Source organism: Coprococcus sp. LG101-27 (assembly GCF_027695515.1).
GTDB classification, from domain to species: Bacteria; Bacillota; Clostridia; order Lachnospirales; family Lachnospiraceae; genus Allocoprococcus; species Allocoprococcus comes.
The window spans coordinates 19,926-45,996 of record NZ_JAQEUJ010000020.1; the positions used below are offsets into that span (position 1 = coordinate 19,926).

General features: G+C 44.1%; 28 protein-coding genes. 27 read left to right on the top strand and 1 reads right to left on the bottom strand.

Annotated elements, in window-relative coordinates; genetic code table 11:
* Position 1 precedes the first annotated feature (1 nt).
* The 23 genes from PG766_RS12810 to greA all read left to right on the top strand — a co-directional run bounded on the left by PG766_RS12810 (position 2) and on the right by greA (position 19,438).
* Positions 2 to 847 (top strand): hypothetical protein, encoded by an 846-nt coding sequence (locus PG766_RS12810; protein WP_207662357.1) that lies wholly within the window; start codon positions 2 to 4, stop codon positions 845 to 847.
* Positions 848 to 869: 22 nt separating this feature from the next.
* Positions 870 to 1,160, top strand: coding sequence for a DUF234 domain-containing protein (locus PG766_RS17145; RefSeq protein WP_243014513.1), 291 nt, complete (start codon positions 870 to 872; stop codon positions 1,158 to 1,160).
* A complete protein-coding gene (locus PG766_RS12820; RefSeq protein ID WP_147356983.1) occupies positions 1,090 to 1,491 on the top strand; it encodes a hypothetical protein in 402 nt (133 codons plus the stop codon). Before PG766_RS17145 ends, PG766_RS12820 begins: the two co-directional genes overlap by 71 nt.
* A 134-nt stretch (positions 1,492 to 1,625) precedes the next feature.
* A complete protein-coding gene (locus PG766_RS12825; protein WP_118199423.1) occupies positions 1,626 to 2,288 on the top strand; it encodes a hypothetical protein in 663 nt (220 codons plus the stop codon).
* A gap of 233 nt (positions 2,289 to 2,521) precedes the next feature.
* Complete coding sequence (locus tag PG766_RS12830; protein ID WP_118199424.1) at positions 2,522 to 3,385, top strand: glycoside hydrolase family 25 protein; 864 nt, start codon at positions 2,522 to 2,524, stop codon at positions 3,383 to 3,385.
* Positions 3,386 to 3,482: 97 nt separating this feature from the next.
* A complete protein-coding gene (locus tag PG766_RS12835) occupies positions 3,483 to 5,000 on the top strand; it encodes a Y-family DNA polymerase (protein ID WP_118199425.1) in 1,518 nt (505 codons plus the stop codon).
* The gene (locus PG766_RS12840) at positions 4,997 to 5,416 is read left to right on the top strand and encodes a hypothetical protein (protein WP_117823929.1); all 420 of its coding nucleotides are present in this window, start codon (positions 4,997 to 4,999) and stop codon (positions 5,414 to 5,416) included. Before PG766_RS12835 ends, PG766_RS12840 begins: the two co-directional genes overlap by 4 nt.
* A 73-nt stretch (positions 5,417 to 5,489) precedes the next feature.
* The gene (gene hydE, locus PG766_RS12845; RefSeq protein WP_117823928.1) at positions 5,490 to 6,536 is read left to right on the top strand and encodes a [FeFe] hydrogenase H-cluster radical SAM maturase HydE; all 1,047 of its coding nucleotides are present in this window, start codon (positions 5,490 to 5,492) and stop codon (positions 6,534 to 6,536) included.
* Positions 6,537 to 7,202: 666 nt separating this feature from the next.
* Positions 7,203 to 8,633 carry a DUF512 domain-containing protein gene (locus PG766_RS12850; RefSeq protein ID WP_118199426.1) on the top strand — a complete coding sequence of 477 codons (1,431 nt, stop codon included), beginning with the start codon at positions 7,203 to 7,205 and terminating at the stop codon, positions 8,631 to 8,633.
* A 1-nt stretch (position 8,634) separates the two neighbouring features.
* Positions 8,635 to 9,309, top strand: coding sequence for a YoaK family protein (locus tag PG766_RS12855; protein WP_022220568.1), 675 nt, complete (start codon positions 8,635 to 8,637; stop codon positions 9,307 to 9,309).
* Complete coding sequence (gene tsaA, locus PG766_RS12860; protein ID WP_118199427.1) at positions 9,300 to 9,974, top strand: tRNA (N6-threonylcarbamoyladenosine(37)-N6)-methyltransferase TrmO; 675 nt, start codon at positions 9,300 to 9,302, stop codon at positions 9,972 to 9,974. The genes PG766_RS12855 and tsaA overlap by 10 nt, the downstream gene beginning before the upstream one ends.
* Complete coding sequence (locus PG766_RS12865; protein ID WP_270590943.1) at positions 9,971 to 10,906, top strand: tRNA dihydrouridine synthase; 936 nt, start codon at positions 9,971 to 9,973, stop codon at positions 10,904 to 10,906. Before tsaA ends, PG766_RS12865 begins: the two co-directional genes overlap by 4 nt.
* A 313-nt stretch (positions 10,907 to 11,219) precedes the next feature.
* Positions 11,220 to 11,741: a CarD family transcriptional regulator gene (locus PG766_RS12870; RefSeq protein WP_118199429.1), complete on the top strand. Its 522-nt coding sequence runs from the start codon at positions 11,220 to 11,222 to the stop codon at positions 11,739 to 11,741.
* A 42-nt stretch (positions 11,742 to 11,783) separates the two neighbouring features.
* A complete protein-coding gene (locus PG766_RS12875; RefSeq protein WP_270590945.1) occupies positions 11,784 to 11,915 on the top strand; it encodes a hypothetical protein in 132 nt (43 codons plus the stop codon).
* A gap of 2 nt (positions 11,916 to 11,917) precedes the next feature.
* Positions 11,918 to 12,646: an amino acid kinase family protein gene (locus PG766_RS12880; protein WP_008372369.1), complete on the top strand. Its 729-nt coding sequence runs from the start codon at positions 11,918 to 11,920 to the stop codon at positions 12,644 to 12,646.
* An 11-nt stretch (positions 12,647 to 12,657) separates the two neighbouring features.
* Positions 12,658 to 13,578, top strand: coding sequence for a DMT family transporter (locus tag PG766_RS12885; protein ID WP_182438649.1), 921 nt, complete (start codon positions 12,658 to 12,660; stop codon positions 13,576 to 13,578).
* Positions 13,579 to 13,745: 167 nt separating this feature from the next.
* Positions 13,746 to 14,441, top strand: coding sequence for a UMP kinase (gene pyrH / locus PG766_RS12890; RefSeq protein ID WP_022220574.1), 696 nt, complete (start codon positions 13,746 to 13,748; stop codon positions 14,439 to 14,441).
* A gap of 27 nt (positions 14,442 to 14,468) precedes the next feature.
* A complete protein-coding gene (gene frr / locus PG766_RS12895) occupies positions 14,469 to 15,020 on the top strand; it encodes a ribosome recycling factor (RefSeq protein ID WP_008372365.1) in 552 nt (183 codons plus the stop codon).
* 90 nt (positions 15,021 to 15,110) lie between these two features.
* Positions 15,111 to 15,830: an isoprenyl transferase gene (locus PG766_RS12900; RefSeq protein WP_055248260.1), complete on the top strand. Its 720-nt coding sequence runs from the start codon at positions 15,111 to 15,113 to the stop codon at positions 15,828 to 15,830.
* Positions 15,823 to 16,620 carry a phosphatidate cytidylyltransferase gene (locus tag PG766_RS12905; protein WP_008372362.1) on the top strand — a complete coding sequence of 266 codons (798 nt, stop codon included), beginning with the start codon at positions 15,823 to 15,825 and terminating at the stop codon, positions 16,618 to 16,620. Before PG766_RS12900 ends, PG766_RS12905 begins: the two co-directional genes overlap by 8 nt.
* Before the next feature lie 18 nt (positions 16,621 to 16,638).
* Entirely contained in the window at positions 16,639 to 17,784 is a 1,146-nt protein-coding gene (locus PG766_RS12910) for a 1-deoxy-D-xylulose-5-phosphate reductoisomerase (protein ID WP_118199430.1), read from the top strand.
* A gap of 3 nt (positions 17,785 to 17,787) precedes the next feature.
* Complete coding sequence (gene rseP, locus PG766_RS12915) at positions 17,788 to 18,816, top strand: RIP metalloprotease RseP (RefSeq protein ID WP_055248262.1); 1,029 nt, start codon at positions 17,788 to 17,790, stop codon at positions 18,814 to 18,816.
* 118 nt (positions 18,817 to 18,934) lie between these two features.
* A complete protein-coding gene (greA, locus tag PG766_RS12920) occupies positions 18,935 to 19,438 on the top strand; it encodes a transcription elongation factor GreA (RefSeq protein ID WP_008372359.1) in 504 nt (167 codons plus the stop codon).
* 57 nt (positions 19,439 to 19,495) lie between these two features.
* Here the strand turns inward: greA and PG766_RS12925 are convergent, their stop codons facing one another.
* Positions 19,496 to 20,218: a hypothetical protein gene (locus PG766_RS12925; protein WP_118199431.1), complete on the bottom strand. Its 723-nt coding sequence runs from the start codon at positions 20,216 to 20,218 to the stop codon at positions 19,496 to 19,498.
* A gap of 387 nt (positions 20,219 to 20,605) precedes the next feature.
* On the opposite strand from PG766_RS12925, the gene PG766_RS12930 reads away from it, so the two are divergent.
* The 4 genes from PG766_RS12930 to hypF are packed head-to-tail and all read left to right on the top strand — an operon-like array spanning position 20,606 to position 26,020.
* On the top strand, positions 20,606 to 21,361 hold the full coding sequence (locus PG766_RS12930; RefSeq protein WP_118199432.1) for a nucleotide-binding protein: 756 nt from the start codon (positions 20,606 to 20,608) through the stop codon (positions 21,359 to 21,361).
* A gap of 5 nt (positions 21,362 to 21,366) precedes the next feature.
* On the top strand, positions 21,367 to 22,647 hold the full coding sequence (locus PG766_RS12935; RefSeq protein WP_118199433.1) for a nitrogenase component 1: 1,281 nt from the start codon (positions 21,367 to 21,369) through the stop codon (positions 22,645 to 22,647).
* A gap of 1 nt (position 22,648) precedes the next feature.
* Complete coding sequence (locus tag PG766_RS12940; protein ID WP_118199434.1) at positions 22,649 to 23,689, top strand: nitrogenase component 1; 1,041 nt, start codon at positions 22,649 to 22,651, stop codon at positions 23,687 to 23,689.
* Complete coding sequence (gene hypF, locus PG766_RS12945; protein ID WP_270246123.1) at positions 23,690 to 26,020, top strand: carbamoyltransferase HypF; 2,331 nt, start codon at positions 23,690 to 23,692, stop codon at positions 26,018 to 26,020.
* The last annotated feature ends 51 nt before the right edge of the window (positions 26,021 to 26,071 follow it).

Here is a 26,071-nt window from a genome sequence, read left to right on the forward strand (position 1 = left end):
AATGAAGAAAACAAGAAAACCAGGCGGTGGCCGGAAGAAGTTGAAGCCAGAGTACGATGCCGGGAAGAATCTGAAAGAGCAGATGGATGCTGCTGTGGCACTTTATGGGGAGGAATGCTCCCTCCAATCCATCGCAGATGCGCTGAACCTTAACCCTATCAAAGTAAGAAAGCTCCTCATCACGGCAGGTGTGTATGAATCAGAAGTGGCGGAGAAGGTGCAAGCTACCTTTGAAGAATACCGTGAAACACAAGACTACAAAACCTCCATACTCTCAACTGCAAACACCATGAAACTTTCAAAAGCCTCTGTTACCTCGTATCTGCCATATCAGAAAGGCGTGTACTTCCCAAGTACAGAAAAAGAGAAAATCAGTGTTGGAGCAGAGCGGCAGCGGAGATACAGAGCGATGAAGCGGTGGAAGGCTGATTCGACAGAAGAAAACTTCTGGGGTGTGGTTCTGGCCTATGCTGGTGTGAAATTCAAAACTTACTCCGGGTTGCCATTCTCTTACGAAATTAAAAAAGGCAGGAATGGTGAGTACACGAAGGAGCTGTGGATCGACCGCCGGGAGAAGAGTAAAAGTCTGGCATGGAGTTCAGTACTGCTGGCACTGAAGAATATTAAAGAAGAAGTAGTAGAGAGACCCAAAGCTCTGGGCGATATTCGAGGCGTGACCTACATATACGGAATGTTCTATCGGTTCGGGCTAATCGATGTGCCGGACGAAGTGAAGGAGAAGATGGGTCATCCGAAAAAACGCAAAAAAACAGGTTGCTATGTACAGAAGTGTGCGGTAATATGTGCCATAACTGAGGATGTGAATCTCAGTTGGGAAGGATGGTAGCCTTCCTATTGAGCTGAGTGAAATCGGCCAGTGGTGGGGGACAGACCCGAAGAAGAAAAAGCAGATACAGATTGATATCGTCGGAACTCCTGTTGAGGGCAAAGACTATATCATCGGTTCATGCAAATACCGGAATGAGAAAATCGGTGTGGATGAACTCGATTTGATTCGGGATTATGCCTCAGTTTTTGGAAAGGGCAACAACTATCACTACTATATCTTCTCGAAAGGCGGATTCACAGATGGGCTTTTCTTATGCCTGCGAGGAGGTGGTTACGCAAATAGCATCCAGAATCCAGGGCATCACTGTTGAAATCGGCGGCGATACCACAAAGCTCTACAAAGCACTGGAAAGTGTAAACAAGTCAATCAAGGGGACGCAGTCCGGACTGAAGGATGTCAACAAACTCCTGAACTGGACCCTTCCAATGAGAAGCCTGAACGATATCCTTGCGGACTGCCGTTGGAGCTGCACGAATAATCATGGGAATTGTTCTCTCCAATCTATAGCAGATTCTCTGGACTTAAATCCAATCAAAATAAGAAAACTGCTCATCACGACAGGTGTGTACTTCCCAAGTACAGCAGCCAAATTATTCTGCTGTTCAAGCAAAGGTAAACGAACTTTTACATTAGTAACCTGATAGAAACAAAAGAGTGACAAACACATCAGAAAGCCTTACAATATAGGAAACACAGTTATCTTGGAACTATCAAAACAGTAATTTGGATTATAAATTACAGTATAATTAAAGATTATGGAGAATAATAAACAGCTATGTCGATTAAAGAACGAGAAGAGTTTTTATTTCAAAAATTAAGAGAAAAAGATGCCAGTATTGTAGCCGATGGAGTGATCTGCGAGCAGGAATTTTTAAATGCCAGATATAAGATCGTATATATCTTAAAAGAAGTAAATGGCGGAAAAAGCTGGGACCTGCGGGATTTTGTTTATGAGGGTGGAAGATCACAGACATGGGATAATATTGCACGCTGGACGGAAGGAATTCTGTCCTGGGAAAAAGAATTTCCGTGGTCTGAGATGGAGATAGACAATGAACAGAAACGCTTGAGGGAGTTGAAGAAAATAGCAGCGGTCAATTTGAAGAAAACTTCTGGTGGACATACTTCAAATAATGGTGAAATTTACAGGGCAGCAGTTGATCATCATGACATTATCAAGGAGCAGATTGATTTGTATAAAGCAGACTTTATTATTTGCTGTGGCACGGAGTATGCTTTTATGGATGCATGTTATAAGGACAGAGAGGTTGACTGGAAAATGACTTCAAGGGGAATCTGGTATTTCAGAGATGGCAAATCTGTTGTCATCTCATTTTCGCATCCGGAAGCAAGAGTGAAAGATGCATATTTGTTTTATGCACTGACGGATGCGGTGAAGGAGATTATGCGCTGTGAAGAGTTTGAAGAACGACTATAGGGATTATAAGGAAAAAGTTTTGTAAAATCTGCAAGTGAAAGCAGAAGTATCATATATTGCAATTAGAATATGATAGGATGGCTTGATAAACAATAATATGAGATGTTTTGAAATAAAAAAATTGCACTTGCAGGTTTGAAGAGAAAAGAGATAAATAATAATCTTTTGTGGAGCAATACACAGTTTACATTTTAGAATCTGTGGTAAATATAACGAAGAAAAATGGAGAATAGATGAAAAAAGTAAGATGGATTATTTTCGGAATGTTAGTAGCTTTGCTTGCAGGATGTTCTGGAAAGAAAACAGCAGAAACTTCTGCGGATGCAAAAAATGCGGAAAGTACAGATGAGAAAAATACGCTTGATTTTGTAGATGCACACGGAGAGCGTTATACGGTGAAAATCAATGAAGCAGTTGCGAAGAATCCATATGATAAAGCACTTTTTGTAAAAAATGAAAATAAGATCAGCTATGAGGATAAGAAATATACTTCAAGGCTGGGCGTAGATGTATCTGTTTTTCAGGGAGATATTGACTGGGAGCAGGTGAAAGCAGCAGGCTATGAGTTCGCAATTTTGCGGATTGGATATCGTGGCTATGGTGAAGAAGGTACGTTAAATGCAGACGAGAAGTTTGAACAGAATATGGAAAATGCCCGAAAAGCTGGAATAGATGTGGGCGTTTATTTTTTCTCGCAGGCGGTAAATGAAGAAGAGGCAAAGGAAGAGGCTGATTTTGTTCTGGAACATTTGAAAGGGCAGGAGTTTCAGATGCCGGTTGTGTACGATCCAGAGCATATTCTGGAAGACGAAGCACGGACGGATGGTGTAACGGGAGAACAATTTACACAAAATGCGAAGGTATTTTGTAAAGAAATAGAAAAAGCCGGTTATGATGCCATGATTTACAGCAATATGCTGTGGGAAGCGTATGAACTGGATCTGGAAAAGCTGTTGGATTATCCGGTCTGGTATGCAGATTATGAAGAACTTCCGCAGACGCCGTATAGGTTCAGTATGTGGCAGTATTCCAGTACAGGAAGTGTGCCGGGGATTGAAGGAAATGTGGATCTGAATATCCAATTGCTTAAAAAATAAAAAATTTATAGTTGTAATCTTGTGGTCGGCGAAAAAATATAGTATAATTGAAAAAAGAACATATGTTCTCTTGCGAAAATGTTAGGAGGTGCAGCGAATGCCGGAGCAGACACGCAGTTATGTAGCAATTGATCTGAAATCTTTCTATGCTTCGGTGGAGTGCAAGGAACGGAATTTGGATCCGCTTACGACGAATCTGGTTGTAGCCGATCCGGAGAGGACAACGAAGACGATCTGTCTTGCTGTTTCTCCTGCGCTGAAAGCATATGGGATTCCGGGAAGGGCAAGACTTTTTGAGGTTGTCCGGAAGGTGAAGGAGATCAACGGCGAGCGAAAGCGGAAAAATGGAGGACATGAATTTACCGGGCAATCCTGTGACACCGGGGAATTAAAGGCAGACCAGAGCTTTGCACTGGATTATATCACGGCGGTTCCGAGGATGGCACTCTATATGAAGTACAGCACCCGGATTTATGACATTTACCTGAAGTATGTTGCACCGGAAGACATACATGTCTATTCAATCGATGAGGTTTTTATGGATGTTACCGATTATCTGCATACTTACCGGCTGACACCGGAAGAACTTGCAGGAAAGATAATGCGGGAAATCTATGAGCAGACCGGGATTACGGCGACAGCTGGAATTGGTACGAATCTGTATCTGGCGAAGATTGCGATGGATATCATGGCAAAGCATAGTGAACCGGATGAGAATGGTTTCCGGTTTGCAAGTCTGGATGAGATGAGTTATCGCAGATCTTTGTGGAATCACAGACCGCTTACGGATTTTTGGCGTGTGGGAAGAGGCTATGCGAAAAAGCTGGAACAATGTGGATTGTATACCATGGGAGATATTGCCAGATGCTCGGTTGGAAAAGAGAATGAATTTTATAACGAAGAGCTTTTGTATAAAATGTTCGGTGTGAATGCAGAACTTCTGATCGATCATGCCTGGGGCTGGGAACCGTGTACGATTGCAGATGTAAAAGCGTATCAGCCGGAGCATAACAGTGTTGGTGCAGGACAGGTACTACATTGCCCGTATGATGCCCCAAAGGCGAAAATTGTGGTTAAAGAGATGTTGGACCTTTTGACACTTGATCTTGTAGAAAAGCATCTGGTTACGGATCAGATCGTGCTGACTGTCGGATATGATATCGAGAATCTGACAAGTGGAAAAGGTTATACAGGGGAGGTGACAGTGGACCGGTATGGAAGAAAGATTCCAAAGCATGCACATGGAACAGCGAATCTACGAGAGTATACAGCTTCTGCGAGAATGATAACGGATGCAGTGATGAAACTGTATGACCGGATTGTGAATCCGCATTTAATGGTGCGGCGGATTTCGATGGCAGCGAATCACGTATTGGATGAAAAGAAAGCGGCAGATAAGACAGAATTCCGGCAACTGGATCTGTTTACTGATTTTACCGGAGGCAATGAAAAGAAGCAGCAGGATGAGAAGCTTGAACGGGAGAAGAAGATGCAGGAGGCAGTGCTTTCGATTAAGAAGAAGTATGGGAAGAATGCAATTCTGAAGGGACTTAATTTTCAGGAAGGAGCCACTACCAAAGAGCGGAATGAGCAGATCGGAGGGCATAGGGCATGACAGGATACGAGGATATCATTCATTTACCGCATCATGTATCGGTCAGACATCCGCAGATGTCAAGGCAGGACAGAGCGGCGCAGTTTGCCCCGTTTGCAGCGCTGACCGGACATAAAGATGCAATCAGGGAGACCGAAAGACTGACCGAGCGGAAACGCAGACTCAGTGAGGATTGCAGACAGATACTGGATCTGTATTTACGGGAAGTATGCCAGAGTCAGAAGCCACGGGAAGTGGATTTTGAATATTTTGTACCGGATCAGAAAAAGGAAGGTGGCTCTTACCAGAAGAAGTCCGGTTGTATCCGGAGGATTGACACCTATCTGAATGAAATCGTACTGCAGAGTGGAGACAGGATTCCACTTGATGAAATCGTAGACATTGATGGAGTGATTGCCGCAGCTGACGAAGTGTGATAGAATAAATTTTATAATTTCATGGACAAATGCCCATAAATTCAGAAAAGATACAGAAAACCAGGCAGGGAGAATGGAAAGAATGAAACCAGTTTACGAAAGATTCATCGAAAATCCGGATTTTACGAAACCGGATTTTGTCGAATTGATAAAATGCGCAGAAGATCCGGAGGCAGTCCGGAAATTGAAAGAGGAAGCAGTCCGTATCCGGGAGATTTATTACGGGAAAAAGGTATTTACCAGAGGGCTGATCGAATATACCAACTATTGTAAGAATGACTGTTATTATTGTGGAATCCGCAAAAGTAATGCGAATGCAAAGCGCTACCGTCTGACAGAGGATGAGATTATGGCATGCTGTGAGAATGGGTATGAGCTTGGATTCCGGACGTTTGTGCTACAGGGCGGAGAAGATGCTTATTATACGGATGACCGGATGGTAGAGATTATTAAAAAAATCAAGGAAGCATATCCGGAATGTGCACTGACTTTGTCTATCGGAGAGAAGTCTTATGAGAGTTACAAAAGATTTCGGGAAGCTGGAGCAGACCGGTATCTGCTTCGCCATGAAACGGCGAATGAGGAGCATTACCGGAAGCTGCATCCGGAGAAGATGAGCCTTGCCGTTCGTAAGAATTGTCTGTATGATCTGAAGAAGCTTGGTTATCAGGTGGGGGCTGGCATGATGGTTGGTTCACCTTATCAGACGACAGAAGATCTGGCAGAAGACCTGGTATTTTTGAAAGAATTGCAGCCGGAGATGGTGGGAATCGGACCGTTTATCCCACACCACGATACGCAGTTTGCAAAAGAACCGGCAGGAAGTGTGGAGATGACACTGTTTTTGCTCGCTGTGATCCGGATTCTGTTGCCGAAGGTACTTCTTCCGGCGACAACAGCACTTGGTACGATGGATCCACTCGGCAGGGAAAAAGGTCTGCAGGCCGGGGCGAATGTTGTGATGCCGAACCTTTCTCCGGTGAAGAACCGGAAGCAGTATGAGCTTTATGACAACAAGATCTGCACCGGTGAAGAGGCAGCAGAATGTCGCGGATGTATGGGGAGACGAGTAGCAAGTGTTGGATATGAGCTGGTGACAGAGCGTGGGGATGCAGTGTAGAATCGAACGGATTTTCTGTAAAAAATTACTAAAATCATGTTTCTGATTTTAAACAGATATTACAAAGAAGAAAATTTATTTTGAAAAATTAAGAGGAATTTGGAGAAAGAAAACATTTTTCGATACATTTCGGTGGATTTCGCAAGCTGTCAAACTGGTATTTTCAGTAGCAAAAGAATCTCCCTTTTTACCACTAGGAAAGTACACCGCAGATATGCTACTATATAGAAGTCGACAATACTTATACGCGTAAGAACAGGAGGAACTTGATTTAGCCGTTTCTAATAAAAGACCGCAAGCCTTTCTTGTAACATGCGGTATCAGAAATAGAATATTTTATTTTGAAGCATATGGAAATTGTATATAGATAACCATATATACAAACCGGACACCGGGGAATGGGACCGTAAAAGGTTTCGTTCCCCGGTGTTTTGCTGGAGAATGGAAGGTATCGTTTGAATTTATGGGTGAATTTTTGTTTCAGGCTTCTGTTTCAGGCTTCTGAATTTTATCCCTACCGAAATTTTCAGTTTTATGGTATGATGAAAAAGTATGTAATCATTGCAGAAAAAGTCGTTTATGATAAAAATATGAGGATTACATGAAAGAGGAAGCTAGCCTGGAAAAGGTTTTGTTTCCGATTCCGAATTTGGGGAGGAATATAATTTGAGTAAGAAAAATGAGTATCAGGGACATCTGATCCGTGAGGTTTACCCGGATTCAATTGCCGAGGCGATGGAGATCGAGCCGGGAGATGTCCTTCTACGAATAAACAACCAGAAAATAGAGGACGTTTTTGATTATCGTTACATGATCAAGGATGAGTATGTAGAAGTGCTGATCCGCAAGCTGGACGGGGAAGAATGGCTTCTGGAGATCGAGAAAGAGTATGATGATGACCTTGGCGTAGAATTTGAAAATGGTCTGATGAGCGACTACCGTTCCTGCAGCAACAAGTGTATTTTCTGTTTTATCGACCAGATGCCGCCGGGAATGCGTGAGACCTTGTATTTTAAAGATGATGATTCCCGTCTGTCTTTCCTGCAGGGCAATTATATTACCCTGACAAATATGAAGCAGAAAGATGTGGACCGTATTATCGAGATGCAGCTTGCGCCGATCAATATTTCTGTGCAGACAACGAACCCGGAGCTGCGCTGCAAGATGCTCCACAATCGTTTCGCCGGAGAAAAGCTGAAATTCCTGGATGATCTGTATGCCGGACATGTGGAGATGAATGGGCAGATCGTACTGTGCAAGGGAGTTAATGATAAGGATGAGCTGAAGCGTTCTATCGAAGATCTGATGAAGTATCTGCCGTTTATGCGGAGTGTGTCAGTGGTTCCGGCAGGACTTTCCAAGTACAGGGAGGGACTTTATCCACTGGAGCTTTTTGATAAAGAAGAAGCGGAAGAGGTCATTGATCTGATCGAGAGCTATCAGAAGAAGGCGTATGACGAGTTTGGACTTCATTTTATCCATGCAAGTGACGAGTGGTATATCCTTGCAGAGCGGGATTTCCCAGAGGAAGGACGTTATGACGGATATATCCAGCTGGAAAATGGTGTTGGCATGATGCGGCTTCTACGGGATGAATTTTACCATGCCTTTGAAGAGCTTCGGGAAAGTGAAGAATATCCAAAGTTAAAAGAAGGGATCGCACGGACATTTACCATTGCGACTGCAAAGCTTGCGTATCCGACAATTCAGGAATTTGCAGACAGGATCACGGAAGCATTTCCAAAAGTAAAGATCACGGTTGCCTGCATCCGTAATGATTTCTTTGGTGAGACGATCACCGTATCCGGTCTGATTACCGGACAGGATCTGGTGGCACAGTTAAAAGAGAGAAAAGAAGCAGGAGAGGATCTGGGAGATACTCTGCAGATTCCGATCAATATGCTGCGAAGTGGAGAAGAGGTCTTTCTGGATGATCTGACGGTGCAGGACGTGGAAGCGGCACTTGGCATGACGGTGAAGGCAGTGGAGTCCGGTGGTAAGGATTTTCTTGACGCGGCACTGAATTTGGATTATCATACAGAACGAAACAATGAGAATTTTGTATACATCAAAGCATACGACAGAGAGGATGAGTAACTTGAAATTTTCAAAACAGATGTCAGAATCAATTAAACTTGGTGTGATCCTTGCGATTGCCGGTGGATTTATGGATGCTTATTCCTATATGTGCAGAGGAAAAGTATTTGCCAATGCACAAACCGGAAATATTCTGCTTCTTGGAATCAATATTTCAGAGAGAAACTGGCATATGGCACTCCACTATCTGGTTCCGGTGCTGGCATTTGCCATTGGAATCGCCCTTGCGGATCTGGTGAAAATACGGACGAAAGATCTGACACTTCTGCACTGGAGACAGATTTCGGTATTCTGTGAGGCAGTGATCCTGCTGAGTGTCAGCTTTATCCCACAGGATTTTAATCTGGTGGCGAATGCACTCACGTCCCTTGCGTGTGGGATTCAGGTGGAAAGCTTCCGCAAAATCCATGGAAACGGAATTGCAACCACCATGTGCATCGGAAACTTACGAAGTGCGACCCAGCATATGTGCAGTTATGCGAACACGAAGGATAAAGAGTATATCAAGAAAGGACTTTTGTACTATGGAATCATCTTCTTCTTTGTGATCGGTGCAGTTATCGGAAATGCCTGTGTGGAAATGTTTGCTGAAAAGGCACTTCTGATCGCTTCTGCAATTTTGGCAGTTGCTTTTGTGATGATGTTTGTTGATGGAGAAAAAGAACAATGCAAATAAAGCAGATCGCGTATATAAGATCTGATTTTGTGGAGAAATTCGGGATTCCGCGACAGAGTAATCTTGCGGATACCCGGGCAGAAATCCATTTTCTGCCGGAATATCAGAATGCGGATGCACTGCGGGAAATCGAGGCGTATGATTATCTGTGGCTGATCTGGGAATTTTCGGAATCTATCCGGGATACCTGGAGCCCGACAGTACGTCCACCGCGGCTTGGTGGTAACAGACGGGTGGGAGTTTTTGCCACCCGTTCTCCATTTCGCCCGAATCCGATCGGACTTTCTTCCGTAAAGCTTATTGGGGTGGAATTCCGGGAAAAAGAAGGCCCGGTGCTGATCGTGGAAGGTGCGGATCTTTTGGATATGACGCCGATCTACGATATCAAGCCCTACCTTCCATACGTGGATAGCCACCCGGAGGCAAAAGGCGGTTTCGCGGAAGAAAAGAAAGATTATAAATTGGATGTGAATTTCCCGGAAATGTATTTGGAACAGATTCCGGCTGAAAAAAGAGCAGCACTGATTCAGATCCTGGAGCAGGATCCGAGACCTTCTTATCAAAAGGATCCAGTCCGGATTTACGGCATGTCTTACGCGGGAATGGAAATTCATTTCCGGGTAGACAAAGAAACACTTTATGTGACGGAGGTAGACAGGTCATGAAAATCTATCTGGCGCCAATGGAGGGCATTACAGGTGAGGTATACCGCAGGGCGTATCACACCTTTTTTGAACCAATGGATAAATATTTTACACCATTTTTAAATCCAAACCCGAAAGGCAAATTCAGCAGACAGGAATGGAATGAGATCCTTCCGGAAAATAATGAGGGCATGTATACCGTTCCGCAGATCCTGACCAACCGCGCCGAGGATTTCATCCGCCTGGCCCGGCAGTTGAAAGAATTCGGATATGAAGAAGTCAATCTGAATCTCGGCTGCCCCTCCAAAACAGTCGTCAACCGGAAAAGGGGATCCGGTTTTTTGTTTTATCCCGATGAACTGAATCGTTTCCTTGCCGAAGTTTTCAATCAACTCGATATGAAAATCTCTATCAAAACAAGAAGCGGTAAATATGATCAGGAAGAGTTCGAAGAGCTTCTGGATATCTATAACCAATATCCTCTGGAAGAACTGATCCTTCACCCAAGAGTCCAGCAGGATTACTACAAAAACAAACCCGACTGGACCACTTTTGCCTACGCCTGCCGGAACAGCAAAAATCCTCTGGTCTATAATGGAGACATTTTTTGTGCGGAAGACTACAAAATTTTCCAGGAGAAATTTCCCGAAGCAGAATGCATCATGCTCGGAAGAGGAATTCTGATGAACCCATTTCTTCCGGCAGTGATAAAAGGGAAATCTACATTTGACACCAAGAAGATTGCTACATTCTGCGATCATCTTCTTGATGCCTATATCGAAAAATCTCCAGAAGAAAAAAACGCAGTAGTCAAAATGAAAGAACTCTGGTGGTATCTTGGAAAAAACTTTAAAAACAGCGAAGAATATCTGACGCAAACCCGCAAAAGCCAGACCATCCGGGAATACCGGATGGCGGTTGAATGTTTATTGAAAGAGTGCCCATATGAATAAAGCGTATCTTCAAGAAACACCTTCCACCTGGAACAACGGTCAAGCGCCCCTTCCCCGATTTTATCAATTTCTCGTACTGTGGAAAAAGAGTAAATTTTAGTCGAGTGTCTAAGTCCCAAAAAGAATGGGGCAGGACTCTTTTTGGGACGCATCTTGCGACAAAATCCCCCTATTTTCTAGTAAAATTGCATAAAACCACAGGCGTTAGCTTTGACTAAGATTCACAAAAATCTGAAAAACATTAGAATTTAAACTAATTTTCTGATAAAATAAAGAAGTAGAGATTCGGCAAGTTTAAGAAAGAAGGAAGAGAATGTACGAAGTAGGAGATTTGATTGTTTATGGCCGGACAGGAATTTGTGAAGTGACTGAAATTACGACGCTGAAAATGAATGGAGTGCCGAAGGACAAACTGTATTATATTCTGCGACCGGTACGTGAAAAGCATGGAAAAGTATTTACACCGGTAGACAATGAGAAGATTGTCATGAGAAAAGTCATTTCCAAAGAAGAAGCAGAAGAATTGATCCGTGAGATTCCACAGATCGAAGGACTCTGGATCGGAAGCGAGAAGCAGAGAGAGGAAAAGTACAAGGAATGCATGAAAAGCTGCAAATGTGCAGAATGGGTGCGGATCATCAAAACCCTTTATCAGCGGAAGATGTCCCGCCTGAAGCAGGGAAAGAAGATCACGGCGACTGACGAACGTTATCTGAGGATGGCAGAAGGCAACCTGTATTCGGAGCTATCCATAGCACTTGGGATTCCGGAGAGCGGAATGGAAGCCTATATCACGAATCAAATAAATGAGACAGAGGAACCGGTACTTTGCTGATGCAAGGAACCGGTTCTTCCGGGTATAATGGATGTGAAAAAAATGGTGGTAGCAGCGAAAAAGGGTGATTTTACAGAACATTTGCCACTTCCTGTTTTTTTTGAAAAATGGGTTCTTCAAATAGAGATCATTCTATGCTATACTGTTTTAGATAAAACAAAAAATGAGGTGTAATCATGGATAAAGAATTAGAACTTGTGGAGCATAAAGCTTCAATCCTGATAGATGCATTACCATATATCAGAGACTTTAATCAGAAGACAGTAGTTATCGAGTACGGATGTGCCGAGTGGCTCAGCGGAGTGGAAGAGCAGAGACTGATGCAGGATATCGTTCTTTTAAAGAGCGTTGGTATGCGTCCGATCGTGGTACATGCTACCCGTATGGGACTGGACAAATTCCGTGAAAATAAGCGGATTGCCAAGCTCCTTGAACTCTGTGGAGTTAAGGCAATCGGTATCTGCGGCGTGGATACAGAGACGATTGGTCTGATGCTGGACAATGATTATATTCCGGTCATCGTGCCAAATGATATCGACAACGAAAGCGAATATATTGATCCAAGAGAGACTGCACTTGAGATTGCAGAGAAGATGCAGGCGGACAAGCTGGTTTATCTGTCAAAATATCCTGGAATCTACAAAGACGAAGAGAGAAAAGATATTTATTATAAGATTACCGTTCCGGAAGTAGAAAAACTGCGCAAAGAACGTAATTTCCCGAAAGAATTTGACGAGATCATCGGCTATGGTCTTCAGGCATCAAAAAATGGTGTCAACCGTGTACATATTCTGGACGGAAGAATCCGTCACGTTCTTCTGATCGAATTCTTCAGTGTAAACGGAGCCGGAACGATCTTCATTGAAACAGAAGCAAAATTATATCTTCACGAACTTGGCAAATAGGAGACGGCTCGATGAAGAAAATGACAGGAAAGAATACACTGATGCTCTTTTTGACCGCATTTATCTGGGGAACAGCTTTTGTAGCACAGAGCGTGGGGATGGATTATATCGGGCCCTTTACATTTACCTGTGTACGCTCTTTGATTGGTGGGATTTTTCTGATTCCATGTATCTGTTTCCTGGACAAATGGCGTGCGAAAAATGACGGAGCAGAAAGACAGAAAAAAACAGATAGGAAAGAAGAAAAAAAGAATGTCATCCTGGGTGGAATCTGTTGTGGACTGGCACTTTGTGTGGCAAGTAACCTGCAGCAGATCGGAATACAGTACACAACGGTAGGAAAAGCCGGATTTATTACAGCACTTTATATCGTGCTTGTGCCGATCTTTGGAATTTTTCTGAAAAAGAAAGCCGGAGTGAGAATCTGGATAAGCGTGGCAATTTCTGTCGCAGGCTTGTATTTGCTGTGTATTACCGATAAGCTGGTACTTGCAAAAGGAGACATTCTGGTACTGCTATGTGCGGTTGTATTTACCATCCACATTCTGGTGATCGATTATTTTTCACCAAAAGCAGACGGTGTGCGGATCGCCTGCACCCAGTTCTTTATAACCGGAGTTTTGTCGGCAATTCCAATGTTTTTATTTGAAACACCACGGCTGTCAGATATTTTCGCAGCAGCAGTACCGGTACTTTATGCCGGAGTTCTCTCAAGTGGTGTAGCCTATACCCTCCAGATCGTGGCACAAAAAGATGCCGATCCAACCGTGGCATCCCTGATCCTCAGTCTGGAGTCCGTATTCTCTGTCCTCGGAGGCTGGGTGATATTAGGTCAGAAACTAAGTATCCGAGAAATAGCAGGATGCATTCTGATGTTCAGTGCCATCATCCTCGCCCAGTTGCCAGGAAAGCCAGAAAATAAAGAAGCATAGTTCCAATCATTTGCACATTCTGCGTCAATTCCTCCAATTCTACAAAATTTTGCGCTACCCACCCTCAATGTAATAAACTTAGAACTTCCATTTTAAACCCAGGTATGCTATACTAAATCCAGGTATGCGAAAGTATCTTAAAAACCAAGAGACAGGAGCAAAGACAGATGAAAAGAGTTCTTTTAAAATTAAGCGGAGAAGCACTTGCAGGAGACAAAAAGACAGGTTTTGATGAGGCAACATGCATTGGCGTTGCAAAGCAGGTAAAGCAGATCGTAGATCAGGGAATCCAGGTTGCAATCGTAACCGGAGGCGGTAATTTCTGGAGAGGAAGAACCAGTGAGACGATCGACCGTACCAAAGCTGACCAGATTGGAATGCTTGCAACGGTGATGAACTGCATCTATGTATCCGATATTTTCAGACATGTAGGCATGAAGACAGAGGTTTTCACTCCATTTGTCTGTGGAGCATTCACTTCCCTGTTTTCAAAAGATGCAGCAGTGGAAGCACTGAACGAAGGAAAAGTAATCTTTTTCGCAGGTGGCACAGGACATCCGTATTTTTCAACAGATACAGGAGCTGTTCTCCGTGCAATTGAGATTGAAGCAGATGCAATGCTTCTTGCAAAAGCAATTGACGGAATCTATGACAGCGATCCGAAGGTGAATCCGGAAGCGAAGAAGTATGATGAGATTTCTATTCAGGAAATCATCGATAAGAAGCTTATGGCAGTAGATCTGACCGCATCGATCATGTGCCTTGAGAATAAGATGCCGATGCTGGTATTCGGACTGAACGAAGAGAACAGTATCGTAGAGACAATGAGCGGTAATTTCAACGGAACAAAGGTGACTGTATAAGCAGCACCCATTAAGGGAGGATAACATATGAACGAAAAATTAAAAATATACGATGAAAAGATGCAGAAAACCATCCATGCACTGGATACAGAGCTTGCTTCTATCCGTGCAGGACGTGCAAACCCGAATATTCTGAACAAATTAACGGTAGAATATTATGGAACACCGACACCAATCCAGCAGGTAGCGAACATTTCTGTTCCGGAAGCACGTATGATTCAGATTCAGCCATGGGAAAAGAAGATCATCAAAGATATTGAGAAAGCAATCCTGATGTCTGATATCGGAATCAATCCAACAAACGATGGTACTGTTATCCGTCTGGTATTCCCGGAACTGACAGAGGAACGAAGAAAAGAACTGGTGAAAGATGTTAAGAAAAAAGGAGAAGCATCCAAGGTTGCAGTCCGTAACATCCGCCGTGATGGAAATGATGCATTCAAGAAGCTGAAAGGCACAGACGTTTCAGAGGATGAAATTCAGGATCTTGAAGATCAGATTCAGAAGCTGACTGACAAATACATCAAGGAAGTTGATGCAGCAGTCGATGCAAAGTCAAAAGAAGTTATGACAGTATAAGAAGGAAAGATAAGGGGCGGCGAGATGTTTGGCGCCTCTTTTCCTTTTTTATATCAGCAAATTTAGTATCAATCAAGAGAGGGTTAAAAGATGAATGTACCGCAGCATATAGCCATTATCCTTGACGGTAACGGACGATGGGCGAAAGCAAAGGGAATGCCGAGAAACTACGGGCATGCGCAGGGCAGCAAGAATGTGGAAAAGATCTGTGAGGCTGCTTATAAGATGGGTGTCAAATATCTGACGGTCTATGCGTTTTCCACAGAGAACTGGAGTCGACCGAAGAGTGAAGTGGATGCACTGATGAAGCTTCTTCGTAACTATATGAAAACCTGTCTGAAGACGGCGGAAAAGAACCGGATGCGTGTCCGTGTGATCGGAGATAAGACAGGTCTGGATGAAGATATCCGTACCAGAATTAAGGAACTGGAAGAGGCATCAAAAAATAATGACGGACTGAATTTCCAGATTGCGATCAATTATGGAAGCAGAGATGAGATGATCCGTGCCATGCGAAAAATGACAAAAGACTGTGCAGATGGCAGATTTGCACCGGAAGAGATTACAGAAGAACTGTTTGAAGGATATCTGGATACACATGGGATTCCGGATCCGGATCTTCTGATCCGTACCAGCGGAGAACTCAGACTTTCCAATTATTTGTTATGGCAGCTTGCTTATACAGAATTTTATTTTACAGATGTTCCGTGGCCGGATTTTTCAAAAGAAGAATTAGAAAAAGCAATTGAGCAATATAATAGCAGAGACAGAAGATACGGCGGAATCAAGGAGGACGAAGAAAATGTTTAAGACAAGATTACTCAGCGGAATTGTACTGGTTATCATTGCATTTGCAACGATCTTCCTTGGCGGGGATGTATTGTTTGCAACACTTCTGATCATCAGTCTGATCGGAGTTTCCGAGCTTTACAAGGTTGTAAAGATTGAGAAAGCACCACTCGGAATCGTAGGCTATATAGGTGTAGTTGCTTATTATTTTTTGATCCGTGCACAGAAAAAAGAAGATCTGATGATGTTTGCAATCATTTTGCTGATCCTTGTAATGGCAGTTTATGTATTTGCCTTTCCGAAATATGTGTCTGAACAGGTAATGACTGCGTACTTTGGCGTATTTTATGTGGCGATTATGTTATCCTATATTTATCAGACACGTCTGTTGAAAGACGGACTTTTCCTCGTGGGACTTGTATTTTTATGTTCTTGGGGATGTGATACCTGTGCGTACTGTGTGGGTGTACTGATCGGAAAGCATAAGATGGCACCGAAGCTCAGCCCGAAGAAATCCATAGAGGGCGGAATCGGTGGACTTGCAGGCGCAGCACTTCTCGGCGCACTTTACGCTCTTGCGATCAATAAATGGGGTGGTGCTTCGGCAGGAGTCGGCGAATATGCGCTGATCTGTTTTGTTGGTGGAATCATTTCCATGATCGGGGATCTTGCAGCATCTGCGATCAAGAGAAATCATGAGATCAAGGATTACGGAAAACTGATTCCGGGACACGGTGGAATCCTGGACCGTTTCGACAGTGTGATCTTCACGGCTCCGGTGATTTATTATCTGGCAGTTGCACTGATGTAATCTGACAGGAGGTATCAAATGAAAAAAATAGCAATATTAGGTTCAACAGGTTCGATAGGAACCCAGACACTTGAGGTGATCCGTGAGAACAAAGATATCGAAGTGACAGGGCTTGCGGCAGGGACAAATGTGGATCTTCTGGAAAAACAGATCCGGGAATTCCAGCCAAAACTTGTGGCAATGTGGACAGAAGAGAAGGCAAAGGAACTGAAAAGCCGGATCCGGGATCTGGATGTAAAGGTTGTTTCCGGAATGGATGGACTTCTGGAGATTGCCACGATGGAGGAAAGTGAGATCCTTGTAACGGCGATCGTGGGTATGATCGGCATCCGTCCGACAATTGCAGCGATCAAAGCCGGAAAGGATATTGCCCTTGCAAATAAAGAGACACTGGTTACGGCAGGGCATATCATTATGCCGCTTGCAAAGGAATGTGGTGTGAAGATCCTTCCGGTGGACAGTGAACACAGTGCCATTTTCCAGTCTCTGCAGGGAAGCCATGGAAAGAATGAATTGAAGAAGATCCTGCTTACGGCATCCGGTGGCCCGTTCCGTGGAAAGAAGCAGGAGGATCTTCTGAATATCCGTGTGGAAGATGCTTTAAAGCATCCGAACTGGGCGATGGGACGTAAGATTACGATCGATTCTTCGACCATGGTCAATAAAGGACTGGAAGTGATGGAAGCCAGATGGCTTTTTGATGTGGATATTGATGATGTGCAGGTGGTTGTACAGCCGCAGAGTGTGATCCATTCTATGGTAGAGTATGTGGACGGAGCCGTGATCGCACAGCTTGGTACTCCGGATATGAAGCTGCCGATCCAGTATGCACTTTATTATCCGGAAAGAAGATTTCTTCCGGGAGAACGTGTGGATTTCTGGAGTATCGGACACCTTGATTTTGAAAAGCCGGATATGGATACCTTCTACGGGCTTGCACTTGCTTACGAGGCAGGGCGATGCGGTGGAACACTTCCAACGGTATTTAACGCAGCAAATGAACTTGCAGTCAGCCAGTTCCTGAACCGGGAGATTAAATATCTGGAAATTACAGAGATTATCGAAGACTGCATGAAAGCACATAAGACAATTGCGAATCCGACTGTGGAACAGATTCTGGACACAGAGCAGGAAACGTATGACAGAATCAGAAGCAGGAGGTAGCAAATGGGAATCGTACTGGCGATTTTACTTTTTGGATTCATCGTATTTTTCCATGAACTGGGACATTTTCTTCTGGCGAGGATTAATGGAATCAATGTGTATGAATTCTGGATCGGAATGGGGCCGACACTGGCACACAAAAAGATCGGAAATACAGACTACTGTCTGAAAATACTGCCGATCGGCGGTGCGTGTGTGATGGGGGAAGATGAGAAAGAGGATCTGTCAGAGGGAAGCTTCAACAGCAAATCGCCGTGGCGCAGGATCTCGGTCATTGCCGCAGGTCCGGTATTTAATTTTATTCTTGCCTTTATTGGTGCATTCATTATTATTTGCTTTGTCGGTGTAGACAAACCGGTCATAGGAACAGTAAATGCAGGAACGCCTGCAGCTGAGGCAGGGCTTCAGGCAGGGGATGAGATTGTAAAGATCAATGATAAGAACATCCATATTTTCAAGGATATTTCTACTTACAATCAGTTTCATCAGGGACAGACGATGAAGATTGTATACAAAAGAAATGGCGAAAAGAATACGGTTTCCGTTACCCCGGAGAAGAATGACAGTGGATATTATCTGATTGGAATTACGAGCAGCAATTATGTTAAGACCAATGTATTTGAGACTGCCGCATACAGTGCGTATAATGTTAAATACTGGATCAATTTGACGATTGACAGTTTGAAACAGCTTGTGACAGGACGGATCGGAGTGGATCAGTTATCTGGACCGGTGGGCGTTGTGAGCGCGGTGGATACCACGTATAAGGAAAGCAAATCTGGTGGAGCACTGCTGATTTTCCTGAATCTTCTGCAGATGACGATCCTGCTTTCAGCGAACCTTGGAGTGATGAATTTACTTCCTCTTCCGGCACTGGATGGAGGCCGTCTGGTATTTCTGATCGTGGAAGTGATCCGCGGAAAGCGGGTGCCTCCGGAAAAAGAAGGGTATGTACATCTGGCAGGAATGGCACTTCTTCTTTGCCTGATGGTATTTGTGATGTATAATGATATCCGGAGAATCTTCTTTTAGGGATATTGGAAAATTTTACGAAGCACTTCGATTGGCTACAATTGAGGTGCTTTGTGTTAGGTGCATCAGTGGATGCATATTTTGATGGAAATTATTTTACAGAAAGAAGGATGGAAAGATGCGTGAGCAGCTTACAGAAAGTGATGTAAAGAAAATTGAAGAGGAAATCCAACATCGCAAGCATGTGATCCGTAAGGAAGCCATTGAAGCGGTCAAGGAAGCGCGTGCGCAGGGAGACTTAAGTGAGAACTTTGAATACCATGCAGCAAAAAAATATAAGAACCAGAATGAAAGCCGGATCCGGTATTTGGAAAGAATGCTGAAAAATGCGGAGATTGTATCCGATACTTCCGAAGAAGGTGTTGCCGGAATCAATAATCGTGTGACCGTATATTTTCCGGAGGATGACGAGGAAGAAACCTATAAGCTGGTTACTTCGATTCGTGGAAATTCAATTCATAATTATATCAGTACCGAATCTCCGATCGGAAAGGCAATCTTCGGGCATAAAGCAGGAGAGACTGTGAAGGTGAAGGTTAGCGATGATTATTCGTATGAGCTTGTGATACGGAAGATTGAAGATACGACGGATGATGAGGAGGATAAGATCCGGGCGTTTTAGTTTGAAGGTGGGGGCAGAGTATGTGAGCAAGGGAGCAGAAATTTCCCAAAAGCAATGTCAATGAGAAGAATAAAAACGGATCATGAGATTCCAGGCTCCATACAAAATCCCAGCCCCTGATATAGTCGCAAGGATATAGACCAGAATTGCAGAATTATTTCCGTAGAGTTCACCGATTTTCAAAAAGAAAATCTGTTCCATCCGGTAATCTGGATTAATGTAGAAAAGATTAATTTCACCAAAGGGATCCAGAATGTGGTTCAGATATTCTGCGATGAGAGCAAACAGAATATAGAGCAAAGTGATGCGGGAAAAAGAAGGCAGCAGACGGCGTGAAGAAGCGTCAGTCGGCTGTCTTTTAATATTTTTTGAACAGGAAAGAGGAGTCATTGGTACAGATTTCTGTACCAGAAATATACCGGACAGGATTCCTGTGACAATTAGTAAAATATGCCAGAGATAGGAGTGAACTGTCAGGATCAGAAGCGGATAATGCATTCCACTGGTATCGAAAAAAACGGCAATTCCACCGAGAAGATTATAGGTGGAAAGGAAGCCGAGGATGGTATTTCTGGCAGGTTCTGTGTGAAAAAATGGGTAGAGAACCAGCAGATACATCGGGAGGCTGCAGAGCTGGAATGGGAAGTACCACAGGTTGTAGTGCCCATTATTCATGACGAAGGTCAGGAGTAATTGTTTCAGGATTTCGCTGGTAAGCAGAAAAATGCCGATGAAGAATAAAACTTTTTCTATACAGTGTAGTGAAAATTTTTTTATCATATGGGCTCCTCAAAATTTTGTTTTATAGGTGTAGTATACGCTGCAATAAAGTTTGTTACAAGATTTTATGGGGAATTTGACCAGTTATTCATAGAAAAGTTCTGAAAAAATATAGAAAAATACCATGATAAAACATAGTTAGAATTGACTGACCTATAGGCGTGGAGATATAATTAAAAATAATGATGCAGACGGAGTGGAAGATTCCTATCTGAATGCTGAATGGAGATAATTTTATACAAGAGACTTTGACGGCAAGGTAGATCCGAGCGGGAAACAGTTGGTGATATACGAAGATGTATAGTGGGACTCGTCTACCGTTTTGGGAGACGGGTTTTTTGTGTATACGATAAATTGTCTGCTTGGTTATAGAAAGGAAAAAGGATTATGTTAAAGGTTGCAATTTATGGAAAGGGCGGTATTGGAAAGTCTACGATTACGTCCAACCTGGCGGCAGCATTTGCGGCGATGGGAAAGAAAGTAATCCAGATTGGATGTGATCCGAAAGCAGATTCTACGATCAATCTGCTTGGCGGCGAGCCGCTCAGACCGGTGATGAATTATATGAGAGAAGAGGATGAAGAACCGGAGGAGCTTTCAGATATTGCAAAAGAAGGCTATGGTGGTGTGCTCTGCATTGAAACAGGTGGACCGACACCGGGACTTGGATGCGCGGGGCGCGGGATTATTGCCACATTCCAGCTGTTAGAAGATTTGCAGTTATTTGAAACATATAAGCCGGATGTTGTACTTTATGACGTTCTTGGTGACGTGGTATGCGGTGGCTTTGCAGCACCGATTCGGGAAGGGTACGCCGAAAAGGTTCTGATCGTAACTTCCGGAGAAAAGATGGCACTTTATGCAGCAAATAATATTTCAAGTGCGGTGAGGAATTTTGAGGACAGAAGCTATGCCAGAGTATTCGGTATTGTACTGAACCACAGGAATGTGGAAAATGAGACGGAAAAAGTACAGGCATTTTCCGAAAAAAGCGGGATCCCGATCGTCGGGGAAATCCCGAGAAGTGATGAGATCATCCGCTATGAGGATCAGGGAATGACGGTGATCGAAGGGGACAAAGATTCCGCGATCAGTAAGAAATTTTTTGATCTGGCAGAGTTATTACTGAAGAGTGAGGAATAGAAGGTATGGCAAAAGAAGCATATTATTGTACCGTAAAAGAATTAAATAAACTGGGAAGAGATGCGATTCCGGCACAGCTCCGGTCGAATACACACCTGATCTACAGCTCACCGGCAACGCTTGCATTTAACTCACCGGGAGCAGAAGGATTCGGAGTAAAAAGAGCGGGACTTGCTGTGCCGGATTCGATCATGCTGATCGTGGCACCGGGCTGCTGTGGACGAAATACTTCGCTTATCAGTTCCATGAGGGAATATGATAACCGTTTTTTCTATCTGATGATGGACGAGACCGATATCGTAACGGGACGTCATTTGAAAAAGATTCCGAAGGCAGTAGAAGAAATCTGCAATTGCTGTGAAAAGAGACCGTCCGTTGTGATGATCTGTATTACCTGTGTAGATGCTCTTCTTGGGACGGACATGGAGCGTGTGTGCAGAAAAGCGGAAGAAAGAGCCGGACTTCCGGTTCGACCATGCTACATGTACGCGCTGACAAGAGAAGGAAGAAAGCCGCCGATGGTACATGTACGTCAGTCTTTATATTCCCTTCTGGAGCCAAAGAAGAAAAAAGGAAATGTGGTGAACCTGCTTGGATTTTTCTCGCCGCTGATCGATGAGTGTGAGCTGTATGATCTTTTGCACAGCGCAGGAGTTAAGACCATCCATGAAATCTCCAGATGCAAGGACTATGAGGAATATCAGACCATGTCTGAGGCAAATTTTAATCTGGTACTTCACCCGGAAGCCAGATTTGCGGCAGAGGATTTTCATAACCGTCTGCAGATTCCGTTTATTGAACTCAGGAGACTCTACCAGACAGACAAGATCGCCAGCCAGTATCAGGCATTTGGGAAAGTGCTTGGGGTGACATTTTCTGATGAAGTTTATCGTGAAAAAGCGGAAGAAACCGTGGCGAAATTCAAAGAGAAACGGCCGGAGGCAAGCTTTGCGATTGGGGAATGCATGAACGGAGATCCATTTGAAATGGCACTTGCGATGATCAAATATGGATTTAAGGTGCCGGAAATCTATGGAACACTGACAGCAGAGAACTTTATTTACCTGAACCAGTTATCCCGGCTCAGCCCGGAGACGAAGGTATTTTCCAATATGGAACCGACCATGCTGTACTACGATCCGGAAAAGAGCGGCGTGAATATGACCATTGGAAAGGATGCGGGATACTATCATCCGGATCAGCCGAATGTGATCTGGAATCAGGACAGACAGCCTTATGGTTATGCAGGTGTGACACGGTTGTTTGAAACCCTTTTGGAGGTGTAGCATGAGAGGACTTAGAAAATATCTGACACCATTTGCACCGGATCAGTCGGGTGCAGTGTCTGTGTTATATGAACTTGGCGGAATCATCGTCATCTGCGACGCGGGAGGATGCACAGGAAATGTCTGCGGTTTTGATGAGCCGAGATGGTTTGAACGGAAAAGTGCAGTATTCAGCGCAGGACTTCGTGATATGGATGCAATCCTTGGAAGAGATGACCGTCTGGTCGCAAAGCTGGTCGATGCAGCTGATAAGATTGATGCGAATTTTGCGGCGATTGTCGGCACTCCGGTTCCGGCTGTGATCGGAACGGATTACCAGGCACTGAAAAGAATGTGTGAAAAAAAGACCGACCTTCCGATTCTTGCCATTGATACCGACGGAATGGAGCTTTACGATAAAGGGGAAGAAAAAGCGTATCTTGCATTATTTACTGCATTTGCAAAGGAAAAATATGAGGTATGCAAAGAAAAAGTCGGTATCCTTGGAATGACGCCACAGGATGTAAGCGATCTGAAAGCAGCAGATAAAGTAAGAGAGGAACTGAAAAAAGAAGGAAAAGAAGCCATTTGCTATGGAATGGGCGATGGGCTTGAGGCAGTAGAAAGGGCATCGGAAGCTGGCAAAAATATTGTTGTATCTGCGGCAGCACTGGAAGCAGCCAAATATTTGGAAAAGACCTTTGGTACGCCGTATGAGATCGGTTATCCGGCAGCAGGTGAGTTGGTTCCGAATCTGGACTATCAGGGAAAGAAGATCCTTGTGGTACACCAGCAGGTGATGGCGGAAGCAATCCGGCAGGAAATTCTTAAAAGAGAGAATTTGGCAGAGGTGCAGACAGCAACCTGGTTTATGAGGAAAAAAGAGCTTGCCTGTCCGCAGGATGTGTCGTTGCGTGAGGAAGATGATTATATCGATCTTGTGAAAAATGGTGGATTTGATATCATTTTCGCAGATGCATGTATGGAAAAAATGGTTCCGGATTTTCAGGGAATCTTCGTAAATACAAGACATTTTGCAGTGTCAGGGAGACTGTGTGAATAGATGAAAAATGAAGTGACAAAACAGATCCGCGTCTATGGGATCGTGCAAGGCGTAGGATTTCGTCCGACTGTGAGCAGGCATGCGGCTACGCATCAGATCCGGGGCAGCGTGTCCAATAAAGGTCCGTATGTGGAAATCTTTGCGCAGGGACCGGAAGCGGCAGTGGATGGATTTATCTCGGATATTGAGAATAAGCCGCCGAAGCGGGCAGCAATTTTGAAAATGAATATTGAGCCGGTAGAAGAAGCAGAAGACTTTACGGAGTTTGCGATCATTGAAAGTGAAAAGACGAAAGGTGAGATTTTTGTCTCACCGGATATTGCAATTTGTGATGAATGCAAGGAAGAAATGTTTGATCCGAAAAACCGTAGATATCTGCATCCATTTATCAACTGTACCTGCTGTGGACCAAGACTTACGATCCTGGATGCCCTTCCGTATGACCGGGAGCGCACCAGCATGAAAGAATTTCCGATGTGTCCGGATTGCGCAAAAGAATATTATGATCCGGCAACCCGGAGATACGATGCACAGCCAGTCTGTTGTAACGAGTGTGGTCCGGAGGTTTACCTGATCGGCAGAGAAGAACGCGGAAGAGACGCAATCATTTACACCAGACGAACCATTGCAGAAGGCGGAATTGTGGCGATTAAGGGGATTGGAGGTTTCCACCTGTGCTGCGATGCGACTAATGAAGAGGCGGTGAAGCGCCTCAGAGAACTGAAAAAACGTCCGGCGAAACCATTTGCAGTTATGGCAAAAGATCTGAAATCTGTGAAAAGAGAATGCTTGGTTAGTGAAGAACAGGAAAAAATTCTGACCGGACATCAAAAACCGATCCTGCTTCTGGACAAAAAAGAAGATGGTGAAGAAACACTTTGCGAAAGTATTGCACCTGGTAATCCAAAGGTTGGAGTAATGTTGCCGTATGCACCGGTACAGCTTCTTCTCTTTACCTATGATGATGGAATCCGGATGCCGTCTTTTTTGGTTATGACCAGTGGAAATACATCCGGTGCACCGATCTGCAGGGAGGACAAAGAAGCGATTCAGGAGCTTTCCCGTCTGTGCGACTGTATGCTTTCCCACAACCGGAAAATCCGGATCCGTGCCGATGATTCAGTGATGGATTTTTATAAAAACGAGCCATATATGATCCGCAGATCCAGAGGCTATGCGCCACTTCCGACCATGGTTCAGATGTCGTGGAAAGGGCAGGTACTTGCCACTGGAGGAGAACTGAAAAATACATTCTGTATCGGTGTGGACGGCAGATTTTACCCATCCCCTTATGTGGGAGATCTGGAAGATCTGCGCACCGTGGAAGCTTTAAAAGAAACGATCGGCAGAATGGAAACACTTCTGGAGGTAGAACCAAAGGTTGTGGCATGCGATCTGCATCCGAAATACAATGCGACAGTTGTTGCGGAAGAACTTGGACTTCCGGTTCTGAAGATACAGCACCATTTTGCACATATTCTGTCCTGTATGGCAGAAAATGACTGCGAAGATCCGGTGATCGGAGTTTCCTTTGACGGAACCGGCTATGGAACGGATGGAACCATCTGGGGTGGAGAAATTCTTCGGTGTGATTACGATGGATTTGAAAGACTTGGCAGCATTAAGCCATTCTGGCAGGTAGGTGGAGATCTTTCTGCAAAAGAAGGCTGGCGAATTGCCGGTTCTCTTCTCTATGAAGAATTGCAGGATAAAGAAAAAACGGTCGAATGGATGAAGAAACTGGAGCTTTGCACCGAACCGGAGGCAAAAGTACTGGTGACAATGACCGGACGACACCTGAATGCTGTTCAATCTACCAGTGCCGGCCGTCTCTTTGATGGAGTCAGTGCTATCCTCGGAATCCGGAAAAAATCCACTTTCGAGGGAGAAGCATCTACGGCATTAGAGTTCGCAGCAGAAGCTTACGAAAAAACAATGCAGCATCCATACGAACCCCTCATGCTTAAGCCATTTACAGAAACGGCAGAAGACCGCCTGATTCTAAATACCGGCGAATTAGTCAAAAACCTCGCAAAAAAACGTCTTGCCGGGGAAGATGCCGGACAACTTGCATACGAGTTCCACCAGGAACTTGCAAGACAGATCATATCCGCAGCCCTCACAGCAAGTCATCAGACCGGAATCCGGAAAGTTGCCCTAAGCGGTGGAGTTTTCCAGAACCGCTTACTACTACGGCTGGTAGAAGAAGGTCTGGTTAAGCACGGTCTCATCACCCTGCACCATCACCTCATTCCACCAAATGACGGAGGATTGTCACTTGGTCAGGCAGCCTACGCAATGGCATATTTACAGAAGCATGAGATAAAATAAAACCAGACTTTATAGATTTAGAAAATTAAAATCAGACATAAAAAATTTTAA